The organism is Micrococcus sp. KRD077 (assembly GCF_017168505.1).
GTDB lineage: Bacteria > Actinomycetota > Actinomycetes > Actinomycetales > Micrococcaceae > Micrococcus > Micrococcus luteus.
In genome coordinates this window covers 96,022-113,948 of record NZ_JABFAZ010000020.1, presented here as the reverse complement: position 1 = coordinate 113,948, position 17,927 = coordinate 96,022, and the positions used below count along the sequence as shown (strand labels likewise).

General features: G+C 75.8%; 10 protein-coding genes. 3 read left to right on the top strand and 7 right to left on the bottom strand.

All coding sequences use genetic code 11. The annotated features are described in order from the left end of the window. Positions 1–46 precede the first annotated feature (46 nt). On the bottom strand, positions 47–2,950 hold the full coding sequence (locus tag J1M39_RS05780) for a UPF0182 family protein (RefSeq protein ID WP_241253886.1): 2,904 nt from the start codon (positions 2,948–2,950) through the stop codon (positions 47–49). A gap of 358 nt (positions 2,951–3,308) precedes the next feature. Here J1M39_RS05780 and J1M39_RS05775 point away from each other — a divergent pair, with 358 nt between their 5' ends. After that, on the top strand, positions 3,309–4,709 hold the full coding sequence (locus tag J1M39_RS05775) for a zinc-dependent metalloprotease (protein WP_206496559.1): 1,401 nt from the start codon (positions 3,309–3,311) through the stop codon (positions 4,707–4,709). 64 nt (positions 4,710–4,773) lie between these two features. On the opposite strand, the gene J1M39_RS05770 is transcribed toward J1M39_RS05775, so the two are convergent. After that, positions 4,774–5,340, bottom strand: a complete 567-nt coding sequence (locus J1M39_RS05770; RefSeq protein ID WP_342344716.1) for a M48 metallopeptidase family protein — start codon at positions 5,338–5,340, stop codon at positions 4,774–4,776. A 150-nt stretch (positions 5,341–5,490) separates the two neighbouring features. Here J1M39_RS05770 and J1M39_RS05765 point away from each other — a divergent pair, with 150 nt between their 5' ends. Further along, on the top strand, positions 5,491–6,219 hold the full coding sequence (locus J1M39_RS05765; protein WP_122054442.1) for a ThiF family adenylyltransferase: 729 nt from the start codon (positions 5,491–5,493) through the stop codon (positions 6,217–6,219). A 42-nt stretch (positions 6,220–6,261) separates the two neighbouring features. Here J1M39_RS05765 and J1M39_RS05760 read toward each other — a convergent pair whose 3' ends face one another. Both J1M39_RS05760 and nudC read right to left on the bottom strand, forming a co-directional pair. After that, positions 6,262–8,391: an ATP-dependent DNA helicase UvrD2 gene (locus J1M39_RS05760; protein ID WP_078025606.1), complete on the bottom strand. Its 2,130-nt coding sequence runs from the start codon at positions 8,389–8,391 to the stop codon at positions 6,262–6,264. Between the two features lie 15 nt (positions 8,392–8,406). Continuing rightward, positions 8,407–9,396, bottom strand: coding sequence for an NAD(+) diphosphatase (nudC, locus tag J1M39_RS05755; RefSeq protein WP_078025605.1), 990 nt, complete (start codon positions 9,394–9,396; stop codon positions 8,407–8,409). A gap of 72 nt (positions 9,397–9,468) precedes the next feature. Between nudC and J1M39_RS05750 the strand changes: the two genes are divergently transcribed. Then, entirely contained in the window at positions 9,469–10,575 is a 1,107-nt protein-coding gene (locus J1M39_RS05750) for a phosphotransferase (protein WP_122054445.1), read from the top strand. On the opposite strand, the gene J1M39_RS05745 is transcribed toward J1M39_RS05750, so the two are convergent. From J1M39_RS05745 to J1M39_RS05735, 3 genes are read right to left on the bottom strand one after another with little or no spacing between them, the layout of a single operon-like run. Next, positions 10,550–14,074, bottom strand: coding sequence for an ATP-dependent helicase (locus J1M39_RS05745; RefSeq protein WP_122054448.1), 3,525 nt, complete (start codon positions 14,072–14,074; stop codon positions 10,550–10,552). The two genes, J1M39_RS05750 and J1M39_RS05745, sit on opposite strands and share 26 nt — an antisense overlap. Beyond that, the gene (locus J1M39_RS05740; protein WP_122054450.1) at positions 14,062–17,502 is read right to left on the bottom strand and encodes an ATP-dependent helicase; all 3,441 of its coding nucleotides are present in this window, start codon (positions 17,500–17,502) and stop codon (positions 14,062–14,064) included. The genes J1M39_RS05745 and J1M39_RS05740 overlap by 13 nt, the downstream gene beginning before the upstream one ends. Beyond that, positions 17,499–17,909: an MGMT family protein gene (locus tag J1M39_RS05735; protein ID WP_049147288.1), complete on the bottom strand. Its 411-nt coding sequence runs from the start codon at positions 17,907–17,909 to the stop codon at positions 17,499–17,501. Before J1M39_RS05735 ends, J1M39_RS05740 begins: the two co-directional genes overlap by 4 nt. Between the last annotated feature and the right edge of the window lie 18 nt (positions 17,910–17,927).

Below are 17,927 nucleotides of genomic sequence, written 5' to 3'. Positions count from 1 at the left end.
GGGGCCGTCGTCGACGGTCCGGCGGGCACGGCCCGCCGGCGCCGGCTCAGCCGCTCGGCGTCGGGCTGGGGCTCGACGACGGCGCGGGGCTCGCCTCGGCCGGGGCCTGCTCCTGGGCAGGCGCGTCACCGCCCAGGGCGTCGTCGGCGGCAGTGGCACGCTTCAGGGCCTCATTGAGACGCTTCTGCTGCTCGCCGTAGCCGGCCCAGTCGCCCTCGGCCAGACGCTCCTGGCCCTGGGTCAGGGCGTCCTGAGCCTCCTCGAGGGCCGCCGAGAGCTCCTCCTCGACCGTGCCCGGAGCCGTCGGCTTCTCGCCCGGTGCGGGCGCCTCCGCCTGGTTCTCCTCCGGGGTGACCGCGCCCGAGTCCCCGTCGAACACCTGGTCCAGGGCCTCCTGGAGGGTGTCCGCGAAGCCGACCTTGTCGCCGAAGGAGACGAGCACCTTGCGCAGCGTCGGGTAGGTGGTGCCGCCCGAGGAGCGGACGTACACCGGCTGGACGTAGAGGATGCCGCCGGCCACCGGCAGGGTGATCATGTTGCCGTTGAGCACCTCGGACGCGCCCTGGCGCAGCAGGTTCAGCTCCCGCGAGACGTCCGCGTTCGAGTCGAAGTTGGCCTGCGCCTGGCCCGGGCCGGGCACCGTGGTGGACCGCGGCAGCTCGAGCAGTCGGAGCTGCCCGTAGCCCTCGGCCTTCACGCCGTCCTCCCCCGTGCCGGCGTCGCCGGCGGCGGAGAGGAACCCGTAGAGCACGTTGCGCTGCTGGGCACCGTCCGTGATCTGCGGTATGTAGCTGCTGGTGAGGGAGAACGCCGGCTCGTCCTGGCCGGGCATCTGCAGCGTCATGTAGTACGGCGGCTGCTTGACGTCCTCCTCGCGCGTGGGGTCCGACGGCACGGACCACGCGTCGTTGTTCTCGTAGAAGTCGTCCGCGTCGGTCACGTGGTAGCGGCCGAGCAGCTCGCGCTGGACCTTGAACATGTCCTCCGGGTAGCGGACGTGGTCCAGGAGTCCGGCGCTCATCTCCGAGTACGGGCGCAGCGAGGACGGGTAGACGTTCTGCCAGGCCTGCAGCAGCGGATCCTGGTCGTCCCACGCGTAGAGGGACACCGAGCCGTCGTACGCGTCCACCGTCGCCTTCACCGAGTTGCGGATGTAGTTCACCCGGCCCTGGAGCGCCGGGTTCTGGCCCTGGCTCAGGGAGTCCACCGTGACCTCGCCCAGCTGCTGCGCGGTGGAGTACGGGAACTGGTCCGAGGTCGTGTAGGCGTCCACGATCCACTGCACGCGGCCGTCGACGATCGCCGGGTAGGGGGCGGTGTCCACCGTCAGGTAGGGCGCGACCTTGCGGACGCGCTCGGCCGGGTCGCGGTCGTAGAGGATCTGCGAGGCCTCGTTCACGTCCGAGGACAGCACGAGCTCGGGCGAGCCGAACTTCACCGCGTACGCGAGCCGGTTGAACAGGTTGCCCACCGAGGGGCCGCCGTCGCCGGAGAAGGTGTACGCCGTGTCCTCCTGGGAGTCGGCCGTCTGCGGCCGGTCGCGTTCGACGGCCGGCGCGCCCTCGGGCGCACCCACCACCGAGTACGAGGGCGAGTTGAGCCCGAAGTAGATGCGCGGCTCGTAGTCCTGGTCGGAGGCCAGCGGCCCGCGCGTCGGGATCTCGGAGAGCAGCCACTGGGGCCGGCCGCCGGCCGCGACCTCGGAGGCGTCGGCCACGACCATGCCGTAGCCGTGCGTGTAGATGGTGTGGCGGTTCACCCACGACTGCATGTCGTCCACGTTGACGTCACGGGCCGCCAGGATGGTGTCCCGCGTCTGGCCGTCCACCTCGTAGCGGTCCACGTGCAGCGTGGTGGGGAACGAGTAGTACGGACGGAACTGCTGGAGCTGCCCGAAGGTCTGGGAGATCAGGTTCGGGTCCATGAGACGGACGTTGGCCGTGTTGGCCTCCTCGCCCGCCAGGGCCCCGGCCTCGGGGTCCGTGGCGCCCTCATAGTTCGTCACCTCGACGTCGTCCAGGCCGTACGCCTCGCGCGTCATGGCGATGTTCCGCTCGATGTACTGGGATTCGAGCGTGCGCTCGGACGGCTTCACCTGGTACTCCTGCACGATGAAGGGGTACGCCGTGCCCACCACGAGCGCCGTGATGACCAGGACCGCGGTGCCGATCAGCGACAGCCGCCACCGGCCCGAGACCACCGTCCACACGAACAGGCCGGCCACGATCACGGCCGTGACCGCCAGGATCGCCGACGTCGGGATGACCGCGTTCACGTCCGTGTAGAGCGCGCCGGCCCAGTTGCCGGTCTGCGACTGCGTGGTGCGGTAGCGGTTGAGCCAGAAGTTGACGCCCTGCAGCAGCAGGAACACGGCCAGGGTGATGCCGATGTGGGCGCGCGCCGCCGGGGTGATCCGCACGCTGCCGCCCTCCTCCACGCGCACCGCGCCGTACAGGTAGTGCACGAGCAGACCGGTGATGCCGGAGACCAGGACCACCGAGATCAGGTACCCGACCACGAGCGTCAGGAACGGCAGGGTGGCCATGAAGAACATGAGGTCCAGGCCGAACTCCGGGTCCGCCTGGCCGTAGGGCACCTGGTTCAGGAACAGCAGGACCGTGTTCCAGCCGTTCATCGCGGTGGAGCCGGCGAACACGCCGAGCACGAGCGGGACACCCAGGAACACCAGGCGGCGGATGGGCTCGAGCTGGCGCTGGGCCTGGCTGAGCGAGTCCCGCGCGGCCGCGGACGCGTCCGCGGGGCGGTGGCGCCAGGCCGTGCGGATCGCCAGCCACACGGCGAGGGCCATCCCGAGCCCGGCGATCAGGAACAGCGCGGCCTTGGCGAGGACCTCGGTCCAGAAGACCTCGGTGAAGCCCAGCTGCGAGAACCACAGCACGTCCGTGTAGACGTTCGTGAACACCACGAACAGCCCCACCAGCACGGCCATCGCAATGATGGTCAGCACGAGCGCGCTCGGCCGGCCCGGCCGGCCCCTGCCCCGCGCGGCGGGGGCGGGTCCTCCGCGTGTCAGCCCGACGCTGCCCAGGGCGAGCCACCCGGAGAAGGGCACGCGGGCGGCGCGGGTGGTCCTCGGGGGCACTGCGCGCACGCGACACCGTCTTTCCTGGGGGTCCTGATCGGGCCGTCCTCGCCGCCGGGCACGTGCCGCGCGGCGACGGTCACACCAGTCTACGCGGGACCGCGACCCCCGCCTGCCCCGCGCGACGCCGTGCGCCATGGGCGAACCGCGCCGCCGCGACGTCGGGAGGGCGGGCGCGCCGCGCCGACGCGGATACGCTGGAGACATGAGCAACGACGCGCGCACGCCCGGATCCGACGACGGCCGCGACCCCCTGGAGGAGATGCTGCGGCAGCTCTTCGGCGGCCAGGGCCCCGACCCGGACGACGTCCGACGCGCCATGGAGGGCCTGGGCGGCCCCGGCGGGGTGCCCTTCGACCCGTCCCAGTTGAATCCGGCCATGATGCAGCAGGCCATGGCCCAGTTCCAGGCGATGATGAGCTCCGGCTCCGGCTCGGACGGCCCCGTGAACTGGTCTCTGGCGAAGCAGGCCGCCCGCCAGGCCGTGGCCGGCGAGGACCCGGCCGTCGGCTCGTTCGCGCGACGCGAGGTGGACGAGGCGCTGCGGCTGGCCGAGCTGTGGCTCGACGGCGTCACGCAGACCGAGCCCGTCGGCAGCGTCGGCGTGGCCTGGTCCCGTGCCGAGTGGGTCGAGGCGACCATGGACCAGTGGCGCCGGCTCACCGAGCCCGTGGCCGTCTCGATGTCCCGGGCGATGTCCGCGGCCATCGAGCAGCAGCTGCCGGGTCAGCTCCCCGAGGGCATGGACGCCTCCCTGCTCGGCGGGCTGCAGCCCATGCTGAAGAACATGGGCGGCACGATGTTCGGCCTGCAGCTCGGCGGCGCCGTGGGCGCCCTGGGCAAGGAGGTGCTCTCGGGCACGGACATCGGCCTGCCCGTCGCCGGCCACCGCCTCGCCCTCGTCCCCGTGAACATCGAGGAGTTCGGCGACGGGCTCTCGGTGCCGGACGACCAGATCCGCATCTACCTGGCCCTGCGCGAGGCCGCACGCATGCGCCTGTTCCTGCACTCGCCGTGGCTCGAGCGGGACCTGTACGCCGCCGTCGAGCAGTACGCCGCGGGCATCCGCCTGGACACCGAGGGCATCGAGCGGGCCGCGCAGTCGGTGGACCCGATGGACCCCGGTTCCCTGCAGGCCGTGTTCGACGGGGCGTCCTTCATCGCCGCCCCGGACGCCACCCAGCAGGCCGCGCTGGACCAGCTGGAGCTGCTCGTCGCCCTCGTGGAGGGCTGGGTGGACGTGGTGGTCGCCGAGGCCGCGCGCCCGCTCGAGTCGGCGGCCGCCCTGCGCGAGACGATGAACCGACGCCGCGCCTCGGGTGGCCCGGCCGAACAGGCCTTCGCCGCCCTCGTGGGCCTCGAGCTGCGCCCGCGCCGCCTGCGCGAGGCCGCCGCGTTCTGGGAGTACGTCACGGCCGAGCACGGCACGGAGTACCGCGAGGAGATCTGGCGCCATCCCGAGCGTCAGCCCACGGCGGAGGACCTCGAGGACCCCGCCGGGTACGCCGGGCGCCGCTCCGCCGCGGACGCCAGCGCCGAGTCCCTCGACGACGAGCTGCGCAAGCTCCTCGAGGGCGGCTTCGGCGACGCGCCGCGCGAGGGCTGAGCCCCTCCCGGCACGACGGCGGCGGGCGGTCCGGCACCTCGGGTGCGGGCCGCCCGCCGTCGTGTCAGCCCGCGTCCTCGTCCTCCGCCCACCGGTCCGGCGCCGTGCGACCGCGGCCCTCGGCGAAGGTGACCCCCTCGAGGAAGGCCATCGCCTCGGCGTAGCGCGGGTACCGGTCCACGAGGCGTCGGAAGGCCGGGCCGTGTCCGGACTCCAGCAGATGGGCCAGCTCGTGGACGAGCACCGCCGCCACCACCCAGTCCGGCATGCCGCGCAGCTGCGTCGAGAGCCGGATGGTGCCGCGGGCCGGCGTGCACGAGCCCCAGCGGCGGCGCTGCCGGGCCGACCACGTGACCGCGACCGGACGGGCCCGCCCGCCCAGGTGCGCCGCCGAGAGCCGTCCCGCCCAGGCCAGGAGCGCGTCGTCGGAGCGGGCGTCGGCGGGGCGGCCGTCCGGGTCGGCCGCGGGCTGCCCCGTCCCGCCGCGTGCGCCCACCTTCGCAACCATCCGGCCGATCCACTCGCGCTCCTGCGCGGCCGAGAGCCGGGCCGGGACATTGACCTGCAGGCGGCCGTCGCGCCACGCCGCCGAGACGGTGCGGGTGCGGGCCGTGGAGCGCACGAGCCGCACGGGCGTGCCCTCCCAGTCCAGATCGATGCTCTCGCGGGCGGGACAGGGCGCATCCGGCCATTGTCCGGCATGGACCGCAGGCTGTGGACAATCCGGCGCGGTCCGGGAGTGCCCTGGCAGGGTGGGAGGCACCGAGCTGAGAGGAGAGCCGTGCGCACCGTCGCCGAGACCGTCACCACCGTCCCTCATGACGCCGCCGCGTCAGCGCTGGAGCCGGGGGCGTGGGCCCCGCCGACCGACGTCCATGTGGCGGGCCTCGACGCGGTGGGCGCGGCGATCGCCCACGCACTCGCGGGGGCCGGGGCGCTGCGCCTGGCCCTGTGGGATCCGCGGCCCGTCGACGCCGCGGACCTGGGGACCGGCCTGCTGCCCGGGGACCTCGGTCGGCCCCGGGCGGGTGCGCTCGCGCGCCGGCTGGGCGATGTGGCCCCCGGGCTGCGCCTCTACGCGCACCACGGCCCGGTGCCGGTGCTCGTGGGGCAGGCGACGGTGGCGGTGGGGTCCGTGCTCGACGCGGACCTGGCCGCGCACGCCCTCGCCGCCGACCACCCGCTGCTGCCGGTCACGGTGGGGCCGAGAGCGGTCACGGTCGGACCGTGGTGCGCCCCCGGGGTGCGCGGGTGCCCGCTGTGCCGATGGCCCGCGGACCCGGCGGGCGTCCCCGGTGCCCCGACGGCGCCCGGCCCGTCGGCGCACCGGGGACAGGTGGACGGGCTCGCGGCGCTGCGGGCCGCCGTGCTGACCGTGGACGCGCTGCGGACCGGACCGGCCCCCGGCGTGCTGCGGGCCGATCGGGTGACGGGACGCACGCGCCGAGTGAAGGTCCGCCCCCGGCCCGGCTGCGCCTGCGACCCGGACGCGCTCGGCTGGGCGTTCTGACGGGGGCGGCGCCGCCGGCGGAACGGGGTGCGGGCCCGCGGCTCAGGCCGTCGGGGTGCCGTGCAGCAGCTCGAGCAGCTCCGGTCCGTGCTTCTCCAGCTTGGCCTTGCCGAGGCCGGGCACCTTCAGGAGCTCTGCCGGGGTCCTCGGCATGGCCTCGGCGATGGCCACGAGGGTGGCGTCCGTGAACACCACGAACGCGGGCATCCGCATCTCGGCGGCCGTGCGGGTGCGCCAGTCGCGCAGCTCCTCGAGCACCGCCTCGTCGTAGGTGGCGGGGCAGTCCAGGCAGCGGCCGACCTTGCGCTCGGCTCCCGTCTCGAGGGGCTTGCCGCACGTGCGGCACACGGCGACCTTCGCACCCCGGCGCCGCGGCGCCGTCGGGCCGGCCGCGGATCCGCGGGCCGGGGCGTGCTCGCGGGTGCCGCCGAGGGTCGGGTCGATGGCCCACAGGAACCGGGAGGGCCGCCGGGTGGAGCGCCCGCCCGTGCCCCGCGAGAGCGTCCACGTCAGCGACAGGTGCTGGCGGGCACGCGTGATCCCCACGTAGAGCAGGCGCCGTTCCTCGTCCACCTCGGCCTGGGTCTCCGCGAAGGAGATCGGCATGAGCCCCTCGGACAGGCCCACGAGGAACACCGCATCCCACTCGAGGCCCTTGGCCGAGTGCAGCGAGGCCAGGGTGATGCCCTGCACCGTCGGCGCGTGCTGGTGCTGGGCCCGCTCGTCGAGCTCGGCCACGAGCTCGGTCAGCGTGAACTCGGCCCCGCGCGTCGTGGCGAGCTGGTCGGCGAGGTTGACGAGGGCGTGCAGGGACTCCCACCGTTCACGGGCCGCGCCGGTGGCCGACGGCGGTTCGGCGGAGTAGCCGAGCGAGGAGAGCACGTCCCGCACCCGGTCCGTGACGTCGTCGCCCGTCAGGTCCTGGGCCGCGCGGGCGGCCGCCCGCAGCTGCAGGATCCCGTCGCGCACCTCGCGCCGGGAGAAGAACCGCTCGCCGCCGCGCAGCTGGTAGCCGATCCCCGCCGAGGACAGCGCCGTCTCGAAGGCCTGGGACTGGCCGTTGGTGCGGAACAGGACGGCGATCTCGGAGGCGGGCACGCCGTCGTCGATCAGCGCCGCGATCCGGTCGGCGACCCAGCCGGCCTCGGCCTCGTCGTCGGTGCACTCCGCGAACACGAGGTCGGGGCCGGCCGGCCGCTGGGAGACGAGCTCGAGGGGGTCGGGCCAGCGCGGCATCGTGCGGTCCCGCTCCCCCGCCTTGGTGCGGTCCGCCAGCAGGCGGTTGGCCGCCTCCACGATCTGCGGGCTGGACCGGTAGTCGCGCACGAGCCGGACCACCGTGGCCGCGGGGTACCGCTCACGGAAGTCGGTGAGGAAGCGGGAGGTCGCGCCCGTGAACGAGTAGATCGTCTGGGAGGCGTCGCCGACGACGCACAGGTCGCCGCGGTCGCCGAGCCAGAGGTCGAGCAGGCGGTGCTGCAGCGGCGAGACGTCCTGGTACTCGTCCACCACGAACACGCGGTACTGGTCCCGGATCGTGGCCGCGATCTGCGGCTCGGTGGACAGGATCCCCACGAGGATCAGCAGCACGTCCTCGAAGTCGATCATGTTCCGGGCTGTCTTGGCCTCCTCGTAGCCGGTGTAGAGACGGGCGACGGTGGTGGCGGTCCAGCCGGCGGGCATCTCCCGCTCCTTCGCGGCCTCGGCGTAGCCCTCGGGGGCGTGCAGGGAGACCTTGGCCCATTCGATCTCGCCGGCGAGGTCGCGCAGTCCGGCCCGGTCCACGGTCATCCGCATGCGCTGGGCGACCTCGGTGAGCAGGCGCACCTTGTTCTCGATCAGCGAGGGCATGGGGCCGCCCACGGCCTGGGGCCAGAAGTACTGCAGCTGGCGCAGGGCAGCGGAGTGGAAGGTGCGGGCCTGGACGCCGGCCACGCCGAGGTCGCGCAGGCGGGTGCGCATCTCCGCGGCCGCACGCGCCGTGAAGGTCAGGGCGAGGGTGCGGTGCGGGTCGAAGACGCCGGAGGCGACGCCGTAGGCGATGCGGTGCGTGATGGCGCGGGTCTTGCCGGTGCCGGCGCCGGCCAGGATGCAGACGGGCCCGTGCAGGGCCGTGGCGGCCCGGCGCTGCTCCGGGTCGAGGCCGCGGAGGATCTCGTCGGGAGTGCTCATGCGGGACGAGTCCTCCTAGGTGATCAGGGTCTGCGCATCGGGCAGCGTCCCACCGTACCAATCCTCGATGAGCGCCCGCGCGATGGACACGGCCCCGGGCAGGGTGACGTCGCCCTCGCGGGCCAGACGCGCGAGCTCCTCCCGCTCGAACCAGCGCACGGAGAGGATCTCCTCGCCGTCCGGAACCGGCTCGGCGCCGGCCGGTGCCAGCGCGGTGAACCCGAGCATGAGCGAGCGCGGGAACGGCCACGGCTGGGAGCCGCGGTAGCGCGGCTGCGTCACCGTGACCCCGGACTCCTCCGCGATCTCCCGGACCACCGCGTGCTCCAGGGACTCCCCCGGCTCCACGAACCCGGCCAGGCAGGAGTACAGCCCCTCGGGCCACGCCGCGTTGCGGCCCAGCAGGATCCGCCCGGCCGGGTCGATGACGGCCACGATCACCGCCGGGTCCGTGCGCGGGAACTGCTCCCGGGAGCAGTCGCGGCAGCGACGCACCCAGCCGGCCGCCTCGACGTCCGTGACGCCGCCGCAGAACGCGCAGAAGCGGTGGGTGGCGTGCCAGTTGGCGTTCGCGACGGCGGCCACGAACAGCCCGGTGTCCGCGTCGCTGAGGGCGGCGGCCGCGTCGCGGAGGCCGACCCACACGGCGTCCGCGAGCGCGGTGGCCGCGTCCTCGGGCAGGGCCGCCGGCGGCTCGACGGCGACGGAGACCACCTCGCGCTCCCGCCCGTGCGGGCCCCGGTCCGCCGCGGTGCCGCGGCCCAGATACGCGGCCTCGGCCGGCACGGGACCGGAGGGCGCGGTGAAGACGAGCCGGCCGTCCGCGACCGGTGCGCGGCCGCCCTGCAGCCACAGGACCTCCGTCCCCTCGCGCGCCCAGGACGCCGCCAGGTGGCCCGGGTCGAGGCGGGCCACGGCACCGCGGTCCAGCTCCTCGCGGGCCAGCGGCAGGGCCAGGGGTGGTGCGACGGTGGGGTCGGACGAAGACGGGGGGCAGGAAGCCATGCGTCCAGGCTAGCGACCCGTCTCCGGTGCGCCCGGCGACGGGGGAGGGCGTTCCGCGCCTAGGCTGGAGGGGTGGATCGTCAGCCCCTTCGTCTCGCAGCCCTGGCCGCCGCGGCCGTCCCTGGCCTCGCCCCCGTCTCCGTGGAGGCGAGCCCGGACGACCCCGCGGACTTCTCGACCGCCGTCGTCGTGGACGGTGAGGGCCAGCGGTGGCGTGTCCGCTCGCCCCGCACCCCGGAGGCGGGCATCCGTCTCGAGACGGAGCTGCAGGTGCTGGCGGGCCTGACCCCGGCGGTGCGCGCCGGCCTGCCGTTCCGCACGCCCTCCGTGGCGGGCGCGGTGCGGCTCGAGGGGCTGCGCACCTTCGTCTACCAGGACATGCCCGGGCGTCCCGTCACCCTGGACGAGCTGGCCCGGCTCGGCGAGCCCGCGGTGCAGGACGTGGGCCGTGTGCTGGCCGCGATCCACACGCTGCCCTCGGACGTCGTGGACCACGCGGACCTGCCCTCCTACACGGCGGAGCAGATCCGGCAGCGCCACCTCCACGCCCTCGACCAGGCGGCCACCTCCGGCCGCGTGCCACCCCTGCTGCTGCGCCGCTGGGAGGAGGCCATGGAGGAGGAGGCCCTGTGGCGGTTCACCCCGGTGCCCGTGCACGGTGACCTGCACGAGGACAACCTGCTCCTCGAGCGCGGCCGCGTGGTGGGCGTGACAGGCTGGACGGACCTGCACGTGGGCGACCCCGCCGGCGACGTCGCCTGGCTGGCCGCCGCCACGGACCCGGACCTGGCCGACCGCGTCCTCGACGCCTACGCGGCCCGGCGGGCCGACGCGGGGGCCGCCGACGACGGCGACGCCCACCTGATGCGCCGTGCGGCGCTGCTCGCCGAGTTCGCCCTCGCCCAGTGGCTCACGCGGGTCCTGGACCGGCACGACGAGGCCATGGTCGCCGAGGCGGAGGCCATGCTGGCCGAGCTCGCGGGCGACGTGCGCGCCGCGCAGGAGGCGGCCGCGCGCCAGGCGGAGGCCGACGCGGCCGCCGACGCCGCCGAGGACGCCCGGGATGCGGCGGAGGACGCCCGGGAGGCCGCGGCCGCGAGGACCGCGGACCCGGAGACGGGCCCGCTGCCCGCCGCCGAGGTGGTGCGGCCGATCAACGGCGGGCCAGGGCGTCCGTGATGTGACGCTCGAGCTCCTCCTCCCCCGGCAGGTCCGGGAAGGAGCGCTCCTGCCCGTGGGCCACGTACACGAAGCTGGCCCCGATCCGTTCCAGCGGGATCCCGTGCAGCCGTGACCAGGCGAGCCGGTAGACGGCCAGCTGCAGCGACTTGAGCTCGAGGTCGCGGCCCCGCGGCACGGCGCCGGTCTTCCAGTCGACGAGCTCCCAGTCGGCCTCGGGGTCGAAGGGCAGGCGGGGGTCGCCGCCGGAGCGGTAGATCGCGTCGACCCGGCCGCGCAGCGTGATCCCGCCGACCGTCGTCTCGACCGGGGCCTCGACGAAGGCCGGGGTGCGCTCCGCCCAGCGCGAGGAGCGGAACCACTCCTGCATCGGGCCGAGGTCGAGGGCCTCGTCGACCCACAGGTCCGCGGCGTCCTCGGCCGAGTCGATGTCCAGCATGCCGGTGGCCCCGAAGCGCTCCTCGAGCCACGCGTGGAACGCCGTGCCGCGCCGCGCCGCGTGCGCGGGCGGCCGGGGCAGGGGCCGGCGCAGCTGCTCGGCCACGGCCTGCGGGTCGGCGGCGAGCTCGCCGTAGAGGGACACGGAGACGTGCTCGGGCAGGGCGGTCTCCCCGCCCGTCCCGGCGACGTCCCGGCGGCGCACCAGCACCCAGTCCACCTGGCGGGCCAGCTCCGGGTCGTCCCCGAGCGCCGCCGGGTCCGCGGCGTGCACGGCCGCGGCGGCCGCCTCCACCCCGTGCCGGCGGGCCCGGGAGCGGCGCGGCAGCGGCTGCCAGCGTTCCTCGTCCTCGGGGTCCTCCGGGTCGGCGACGAAGGCCTCCGGGCCGTCGAGCGGGTCGAAGGGCCAGCGGGCGACCAGCGTCCGGCCCGCGGCGGGGTTGGCCTCGGGCAGGTCGTCCTCGGCCGGGGCGGGGCCGAGCGCGACCCCGGGCACCTCCCCCGCCAGACCGGCCACCTCCTCGAGGAAGGCCGAGGCCGGCAGGGGCTCCTTGTTGACTCCCTTGAACAGGGAGGTGCTCAGCCACAGGGCGGATCGCGCGCGCGTGTACGCGACGTAGGCCAGGCGCCGCTCCTCGCGCTCGGCGTGGGCGGCCACGGCCACGGCATAGGGGTCCGGGTTGCCCTCCTGGGCCGCCTTCGAGCTGTATCCGGTGCCGGCCGACTGGACCCAGTCCCGCTGGTCCTGCGCCCACGAGCCGTCCCACTGCGGCAGCGACGCGCGGTCCCCGCGCAGGGGCCACGGCAGCGCGCCGGCCCGGGGGCTGGTCCAGCGGTCCGCCCGCGTGGAGGGGAACGTGCCCTCCTGCAGGCCGGGGACCGCGACGACGTCCCACTCGAGCCCCTTCGAGGCGTGCGCGGTGAGCACCTGGACCAGGCCGGGGGTGGGCTCGGCGTTCTCGACGCCGAGGCCGTCCTCGTGCTCGAGGACGGACTCCGTCCAGGCCAGGAACGCCGTCAGGTCCGTCGCCGTGGTGCCGGCGCCGAAGTCGCGGGCCGCGTCCTGGAACGCGTTCAGGTGCCGCCGGGCCGCGGCCGCGGAGACGCCGGGCCGCAGGGCCACCTCGACGTCCAGCCCCGTCTCACGGATCACCTCCGCGATGAGGTCGGCCGGGTCCTCCCCGGTGCGCGTAGAGAGCCGGCGCAGCTCGGCGTTGACGGCCCTCAGTCGGGCCAGGCCCTCGGGTGAGAAGCCGCGGCCGCGCGAGCCGACCCAGTCCGTCCCCTCCCCGGGCAGGGAGTCGAGGGCCTCCAGCAGGGCGGCGGCGTCGGCGTCCTCCTCGGGGCTCACGTCCCGGGCCGGGTCCGGGGCGTCCCCGGCGGGGTCCTCCCGCCCACCGCCGGCCCGCCGGGCCCGCAGCCGCGAGACGAACCGGGCGCGCTCCTGCAGCACCTCGAGGTCGGCCACGCCGATGCGCCAGCGCGGGCCGGTGAGCAGGCGGACGAGCTGGTCGCTGCGCGTGGGGTCGGCCAGCACGTGGAGGACGGCGAGCACCTCGGCGACCTCCGGCAGCGCCAGCAGCCCGGAGAGCCCGAGCACCTCGTAGGGCAGGCCGGCGGCGTCGAGCGCGTCCAGCACGGGGCCGAACTGGGCGCGGGTGCGGCACAGGACGGCGCGGCTCGGGGTGGTCCCCCCGGGCCCGGACCCGGTGAGGGCGCCGAGGCGGGCGACGACGTCGGCGGCCTCCTCCTCCGCGGTGACGAACCGGTCCACCCGGACGACGCCCTCCCCCGCGCCCGGCCGGGGCCGCAGGGTGCGCACCTCCACCGGCGCGCCGCCCGTCGCGGCGGCGTGGGCGTTCAGCGGTGCGGCGACGGTGTTGGCGACCGCCAGGATCGACTCCTCGTTGCGCCACGCGATCGTCAGGTGCGAGACGTCCGCGTTCACGCGCCGCGGGGCGCCGCCGGGGCCGGTCTCCAGTCGGGGGAAGGCGTGCGGGAAGGCGAAGAGCTGCCCGGCGGAGGCGCCGCGGAAGCCGTAGATCGACTGGTGGGGGTCACCCACCGCGGTGACGCAGTGCCCCAACCCGGGCGCGTCGTCCTCGGGGCCGCGCGGGCCGAACAGCCCGGCGAAGATCCGCATCTGGGCGTGGGAGGTGTCCTGGAACTCGTCCAGCAGCACCACGGGGAACCGCGCGCGCTCCTGCTCGCCGGCCGCCGGCACCTCGACGGCGATGCGCGCCGCGTGGCGCAGCAGGTCGCCGAAGTCCATCACGTCCTGCTCGCGCTTGACCTCGTCGTAGCGGGCCACGAGGTCCGCCATGAGGGCGCGGTCCGCCAGGCCGGTCAGGAACTCCTGGATCTCCTTCGAGGGGGTCTTGGCGCGCGGGGGCAGCGGCAGGGCGCTCCCCTGCTCGGCCAGCCGGGCGAGGAACCCGCGCACCTCGTCCGCGGTCACCAGGTGCTCGGCCATGTCCCCGGCCAGCCGCAACGCCTGCGTGATGAGCCGGGACGGGGCCACGCCGAGGGTGTCCGCGACCACCGGATGCGAACGCACGACGGCGCCCATGAGCCGGTGGGCGTCCGCGCCCCCGAGCAGCCGCGCCTCCGGTTCCACGCCGATCCGCAGACCGTGGTCCCGCACGAGCGCGCCGGCGTAGGAGTGGTACGTGGACACCGAGGCGCGGCCCAGGTCCTCGGGCTCCCCGTCGAAGCCGGGGATCTCGAGGCCGGAGCGCAGCAGGGCGTCCACGCGCCCGTTGATCCGCTCGGCGAGCTCACCGGCCGCCTTCCGGGTGAACGTGACGCCGAGGACCTCGTCCGGGCGCACGAGCCCGTTGGCCACGAGCCAGACCACGCGGTCGGCCATGGTGGCGGTCTTGCCGGAGCCGGCGCCGGCCAGCACCAGGCGCGGAGTGAGCGGGGCGGTGACCACCTCGGCCTGCTCCTGCGTGGGCGGGGGCAGCCGCAGCCGCGCCGCGATGTCCTCCGGGGAGTGGACCGCGTCCTCGACGCGCGGACGATCGGTCTGGGCGGCGGGATCGCCGGTCAGCGGGGCCATTCGGTGACCTGCCTTCCTTCGGAGCAGAGCGGACAGACGGAGGGCAGCGCGCACCGGCGGGCGCCGGCCTCGTGGAGGGCGAGGAAGCGCGGCCCCGTGGTGCGGCGGGCCGCCGTGAACACCTGCTCGAGCGCCCAGGTGTCCTCGTCCTCGAGGGCCGGCTGGTCCTGCACCTTGGTCTTCTGGGTGCCGGCGCCGAGCTGGACGAGGGCCGCGCCGGCCGGTGTCGTGGGGTGCTCCAGGCCGGCGAGCGCGGCGCGCAGGGCGGGGTCCGTGGCGGGGTCGTCCCGGACCTGCTCCAGACCGCCGGCGCGGACGGCCACCTGATAGGCGGCCAGCTGGGGCTGGCGCGCCATCTCCGCGCCGGTGGGCGCACTGCGGCCGGTCTTGAGGTCGGCGATGAAGGGTCGGCCTTGCGCATCCGCCTCGAGCCGGTCCACGACGCCGGTGATCCGGACGGTGGTCCCGCCCCAGGTCAGGTCCGCGAGGAGCCGCACCTCCTGGGCCACGGGCCGACGCCCGGCCGCCCGGGCGATGCTCCAGTAGCCGATGTAGGCGTCCACCAGGCCGCGGGCCCGGTCGTGCTCGATCTCCGTGATCCAGCCCTCCGGCAGGCCGAGTTCGGGCAGGCGGCGCTCCAGTTCGGCACGCACGTCCTCGGGCACGCCCTCGGGATGGTGTTCGGCCACCGAATGCACGAGCGTGCCCACGGACTGGGCGAGGGTCCCGCCCGCGTTCGCGCCGACGTGGTACAGCACCCAGTCCAGCGGATTGCGCAGGGCCGTCTCCACGCGGGAGGGCGAGAGCGCGACGACCTCGCGCTCCGGGTCGACGAGCGCGGCCTCGGTGGACAGCGGCAGCAGGCCCCACCAGCGTCGGGGGTCCGCGACGGTCACGCCGTCCTCGGCGAGGGCCGCCAGGCCGGCGGCCGCCGCCGCCCGGGGTGTCGCCCCGTCGGCCGCGTCCGCCTCGTCCCCGGCCTCCAGGACGCGGCGCAGCCGGCCGACGAGCGCGGGCGCCGTGATCGGGTCGGGGACCGCGGTGAGCCGCCGGACGCCGGCGGCGTCGCGCGCCTCGGCGGGCAGCCGTTCGGGCGGGTCCACCAGGTCGAGGAAGTCGGAGGGGCCCTCATCCGGCGAGCGCACGGCCGTGGCGACCACCTGGCGCCGTGCCCGGGAGACGGCGGCCGCGAGCATGCGCAGCTCGTCCTGGCGGACCTCGCGCAGCCGGGTGCGGTGGTCCGTGGGCCACGGGGCGTCCGCGGGCAGGGTCACGAGGTCCACGAGGTCGGTGGCGCCGAGCAGCTGGCCGCGCAACCGGGTGTTCGGCCACACGCCCTCCTGCAGGCCCACGACGATCACCGTGTCCCACTCCTGGCCGGCCGCCGCGGCGGGGGTGCGCACGTGCACGGCGTCGCCGGACTCGGCCCGGCGGGCCAGGGTGTCCACGGGCAGGTCCTGGGACTCCATGTAGACGGCGAACGACTCGGGCGAGGCGCCCGGGAACTGGTCCACGAAGCGCTCGGCCACCTTGAACAGGGCGACGACGGCGTCGAGATCCGCGTCCGCACGGCGGGACTCGCGGCGGTCGTTCGCGTGCTCGGCGGGCCGCAGCGCGAGCGAACGCCACCGCTCGGCCCGACCGGAGGCGGACCACAGCGCCCACAGCACGGTCTCGGGCGAGGCCGAGGGGGCGCGGGCGGCCTCCAGGCCGTCCCGGAGCATCCAGTGGACGCGGCGCAGGGCGCGGTGCCGCTCGTGCTCGGGGCCGGCCAGGCTCGGGTCCAGGAGGGCCGCGGCGAGCAGCGCGTCCGAGGTGCGCCGGCCGCCCCGGCCCCGCTCGGCGGCCAGCAGGTCCTGGCGCAGCCGCCGCACGTGCAGCGCGCTGGCCATCCCGTACCGGCCGGTGAGCAGTCCCACGACCTCGTCCGGGTCGAGCACGTCCTCGACCCGGGCCTCCGGATCCTCCGCGAGCGCCCCCGCCGCGTCCAGCAGGGTGAGCAGGGGCGCGACGGCGGGCTCCTCCTTCAGCACGAGCCCGGCGGCGTCCCGCAGCACGGGGACGCCCTCGGCCTCCAGGTGACGGGCGAGCGCGGCCACGCGGGAGCCGGAGCGGGCGACCACGAGGATCCGGTCCAGGGGCACCCCGTCCTCGTGGTGGACCCGCAGCACCCGTTCGAGGACGAGCTGGTCCTCGTGGGCGCGGGTAGGCACGACGTGCGCCCGGACGGCGCCGTCGCCGTCCGCCGGGACGGTCTCGGTGCGGGTCCGTTCGACGCCGGCGGTGCGCTGGCGGACCCGGCGGGCCACGCGGAGGTAGGCGTCCTGGACCGCGGCGCGCATGCGGTGCCCGCGCGTCAGCACCCGGACGCGTCCGTCCGGGGACGCGGGCGGGGCGGCCCCCGGCACGGGATCGGGGTCGAGGACCTCGGGGTACCGGGCGAGGAGGTCGGGCCGGGCGCCGCGGAAGCCCTCCACGGTGGTGTCCGGTGACGCGGTGAGCAACACGTCCCGCCCGCGGCCGAGCACGCTGAGCAGGTCGTGTACGGCGGGGGTGGCCTCGTGGAGGTCCTCGACCACGAGCACGGCCAGGCGGTCCCGCTCCTCCGCCACGAACGCCTGCGCCGCGGCGTCGCGCTCCGGGTCCTCCGGATGCCGCTCGGTGAGCACGCGGACGGCAGCGGACAGCAGCCCGGCGGCGTCGAACGCCTCGGCCATGCCCAGGTCGATCCGGTCCCGGTAGTCCTGCAGCAGCACGGCCGCGGCCTCCCACTCGGGGCGCCCGTGGGCGGTGCCGAGCTCCTGCAGGCAGCCCGGCTCGAGGCCGAGCTCGCTCATGCGGTCCACGAGCTCGCGGACCTCACGGCGGAATCCCCTCGCCTCCACGGCGGGGGCGACGTCGTCCGGCCAGTCCGGCGCGGCGGCGAGGCCGGCGGCGTAGCCCTCGAGCAGCTCGGCGATCACCGTGTCCTGCTCGGCACCGGTGAGCAGCCGGGGGGCGACCTCCAGATGCCTCAGCGGTCCCGTGACGCGGGCACGGCGCAGCAGGTCGAACGCGTAGGAGGACCAGGTCCGCACGGGGGTGACGGCGCGGGTGCCCCGACCGGCGGCGGCGAGCCGGCGGGTCAGCGCGTCACGCAGCCGCGCCGCCGCATCCCGGCTCGGGGCCAGCAGCAGGAGGGACTCGGGGTCCAGCCCCGCCTCGATCCGGCGGGCCGCGTACTCGACCGCCACGGTGGTGCGCCCCGTGCCGGGGGCGCCCAGCACGAGCACGGCGTTGTGCCCGGGGGCGAGCGAGGCGATCGCCTCCTGCTCGTCCGTGAGCGTGATCCGGTCCTCGGGCGCGGCGGCCGTGCGCACCAGCCGAGCGGCCCGTTCCGGCGCCGCCGCGTCGTCATCGAAGGGGTCCACCCCGTGTTCCCTGGTCATGGCCTCATCCTCGCACCGGGCCCGGACACGATACGGTCGGCGATCGCACGGATCGCCCGCGCGGCGCCGTCGTCGGGTTCCCAGCGGGCCCGGGGCAGGTCCACGCGCCCGGCCGGGGTGCGGGGCGTGGCCTCCCGCTCGTGCTCGACGGCGGCCCGCGCGGCCAGCTCCGGAGGCAGCGAGCCGTCGGCCCGGACCACCCGCCACCAGGGCGTGCCGGGGCTCGATTCGGCCATCGCCCGACCGGCCTGCCGGGGGCCGCCGACCCCCAGCAGGCCGGCCAGCCCCCCGTAGCTGACGGCGTGTCCGGGCGGGACCAGACGGGCGAGCGCCTCGAGCCCCTCGCCGAGGGTGAGCGGTCCGTCGTCGCGGTGGCGGGCGCCGGGGAGCACAGGGTGATCGGTCACGACCCCATCCTGTCGTGT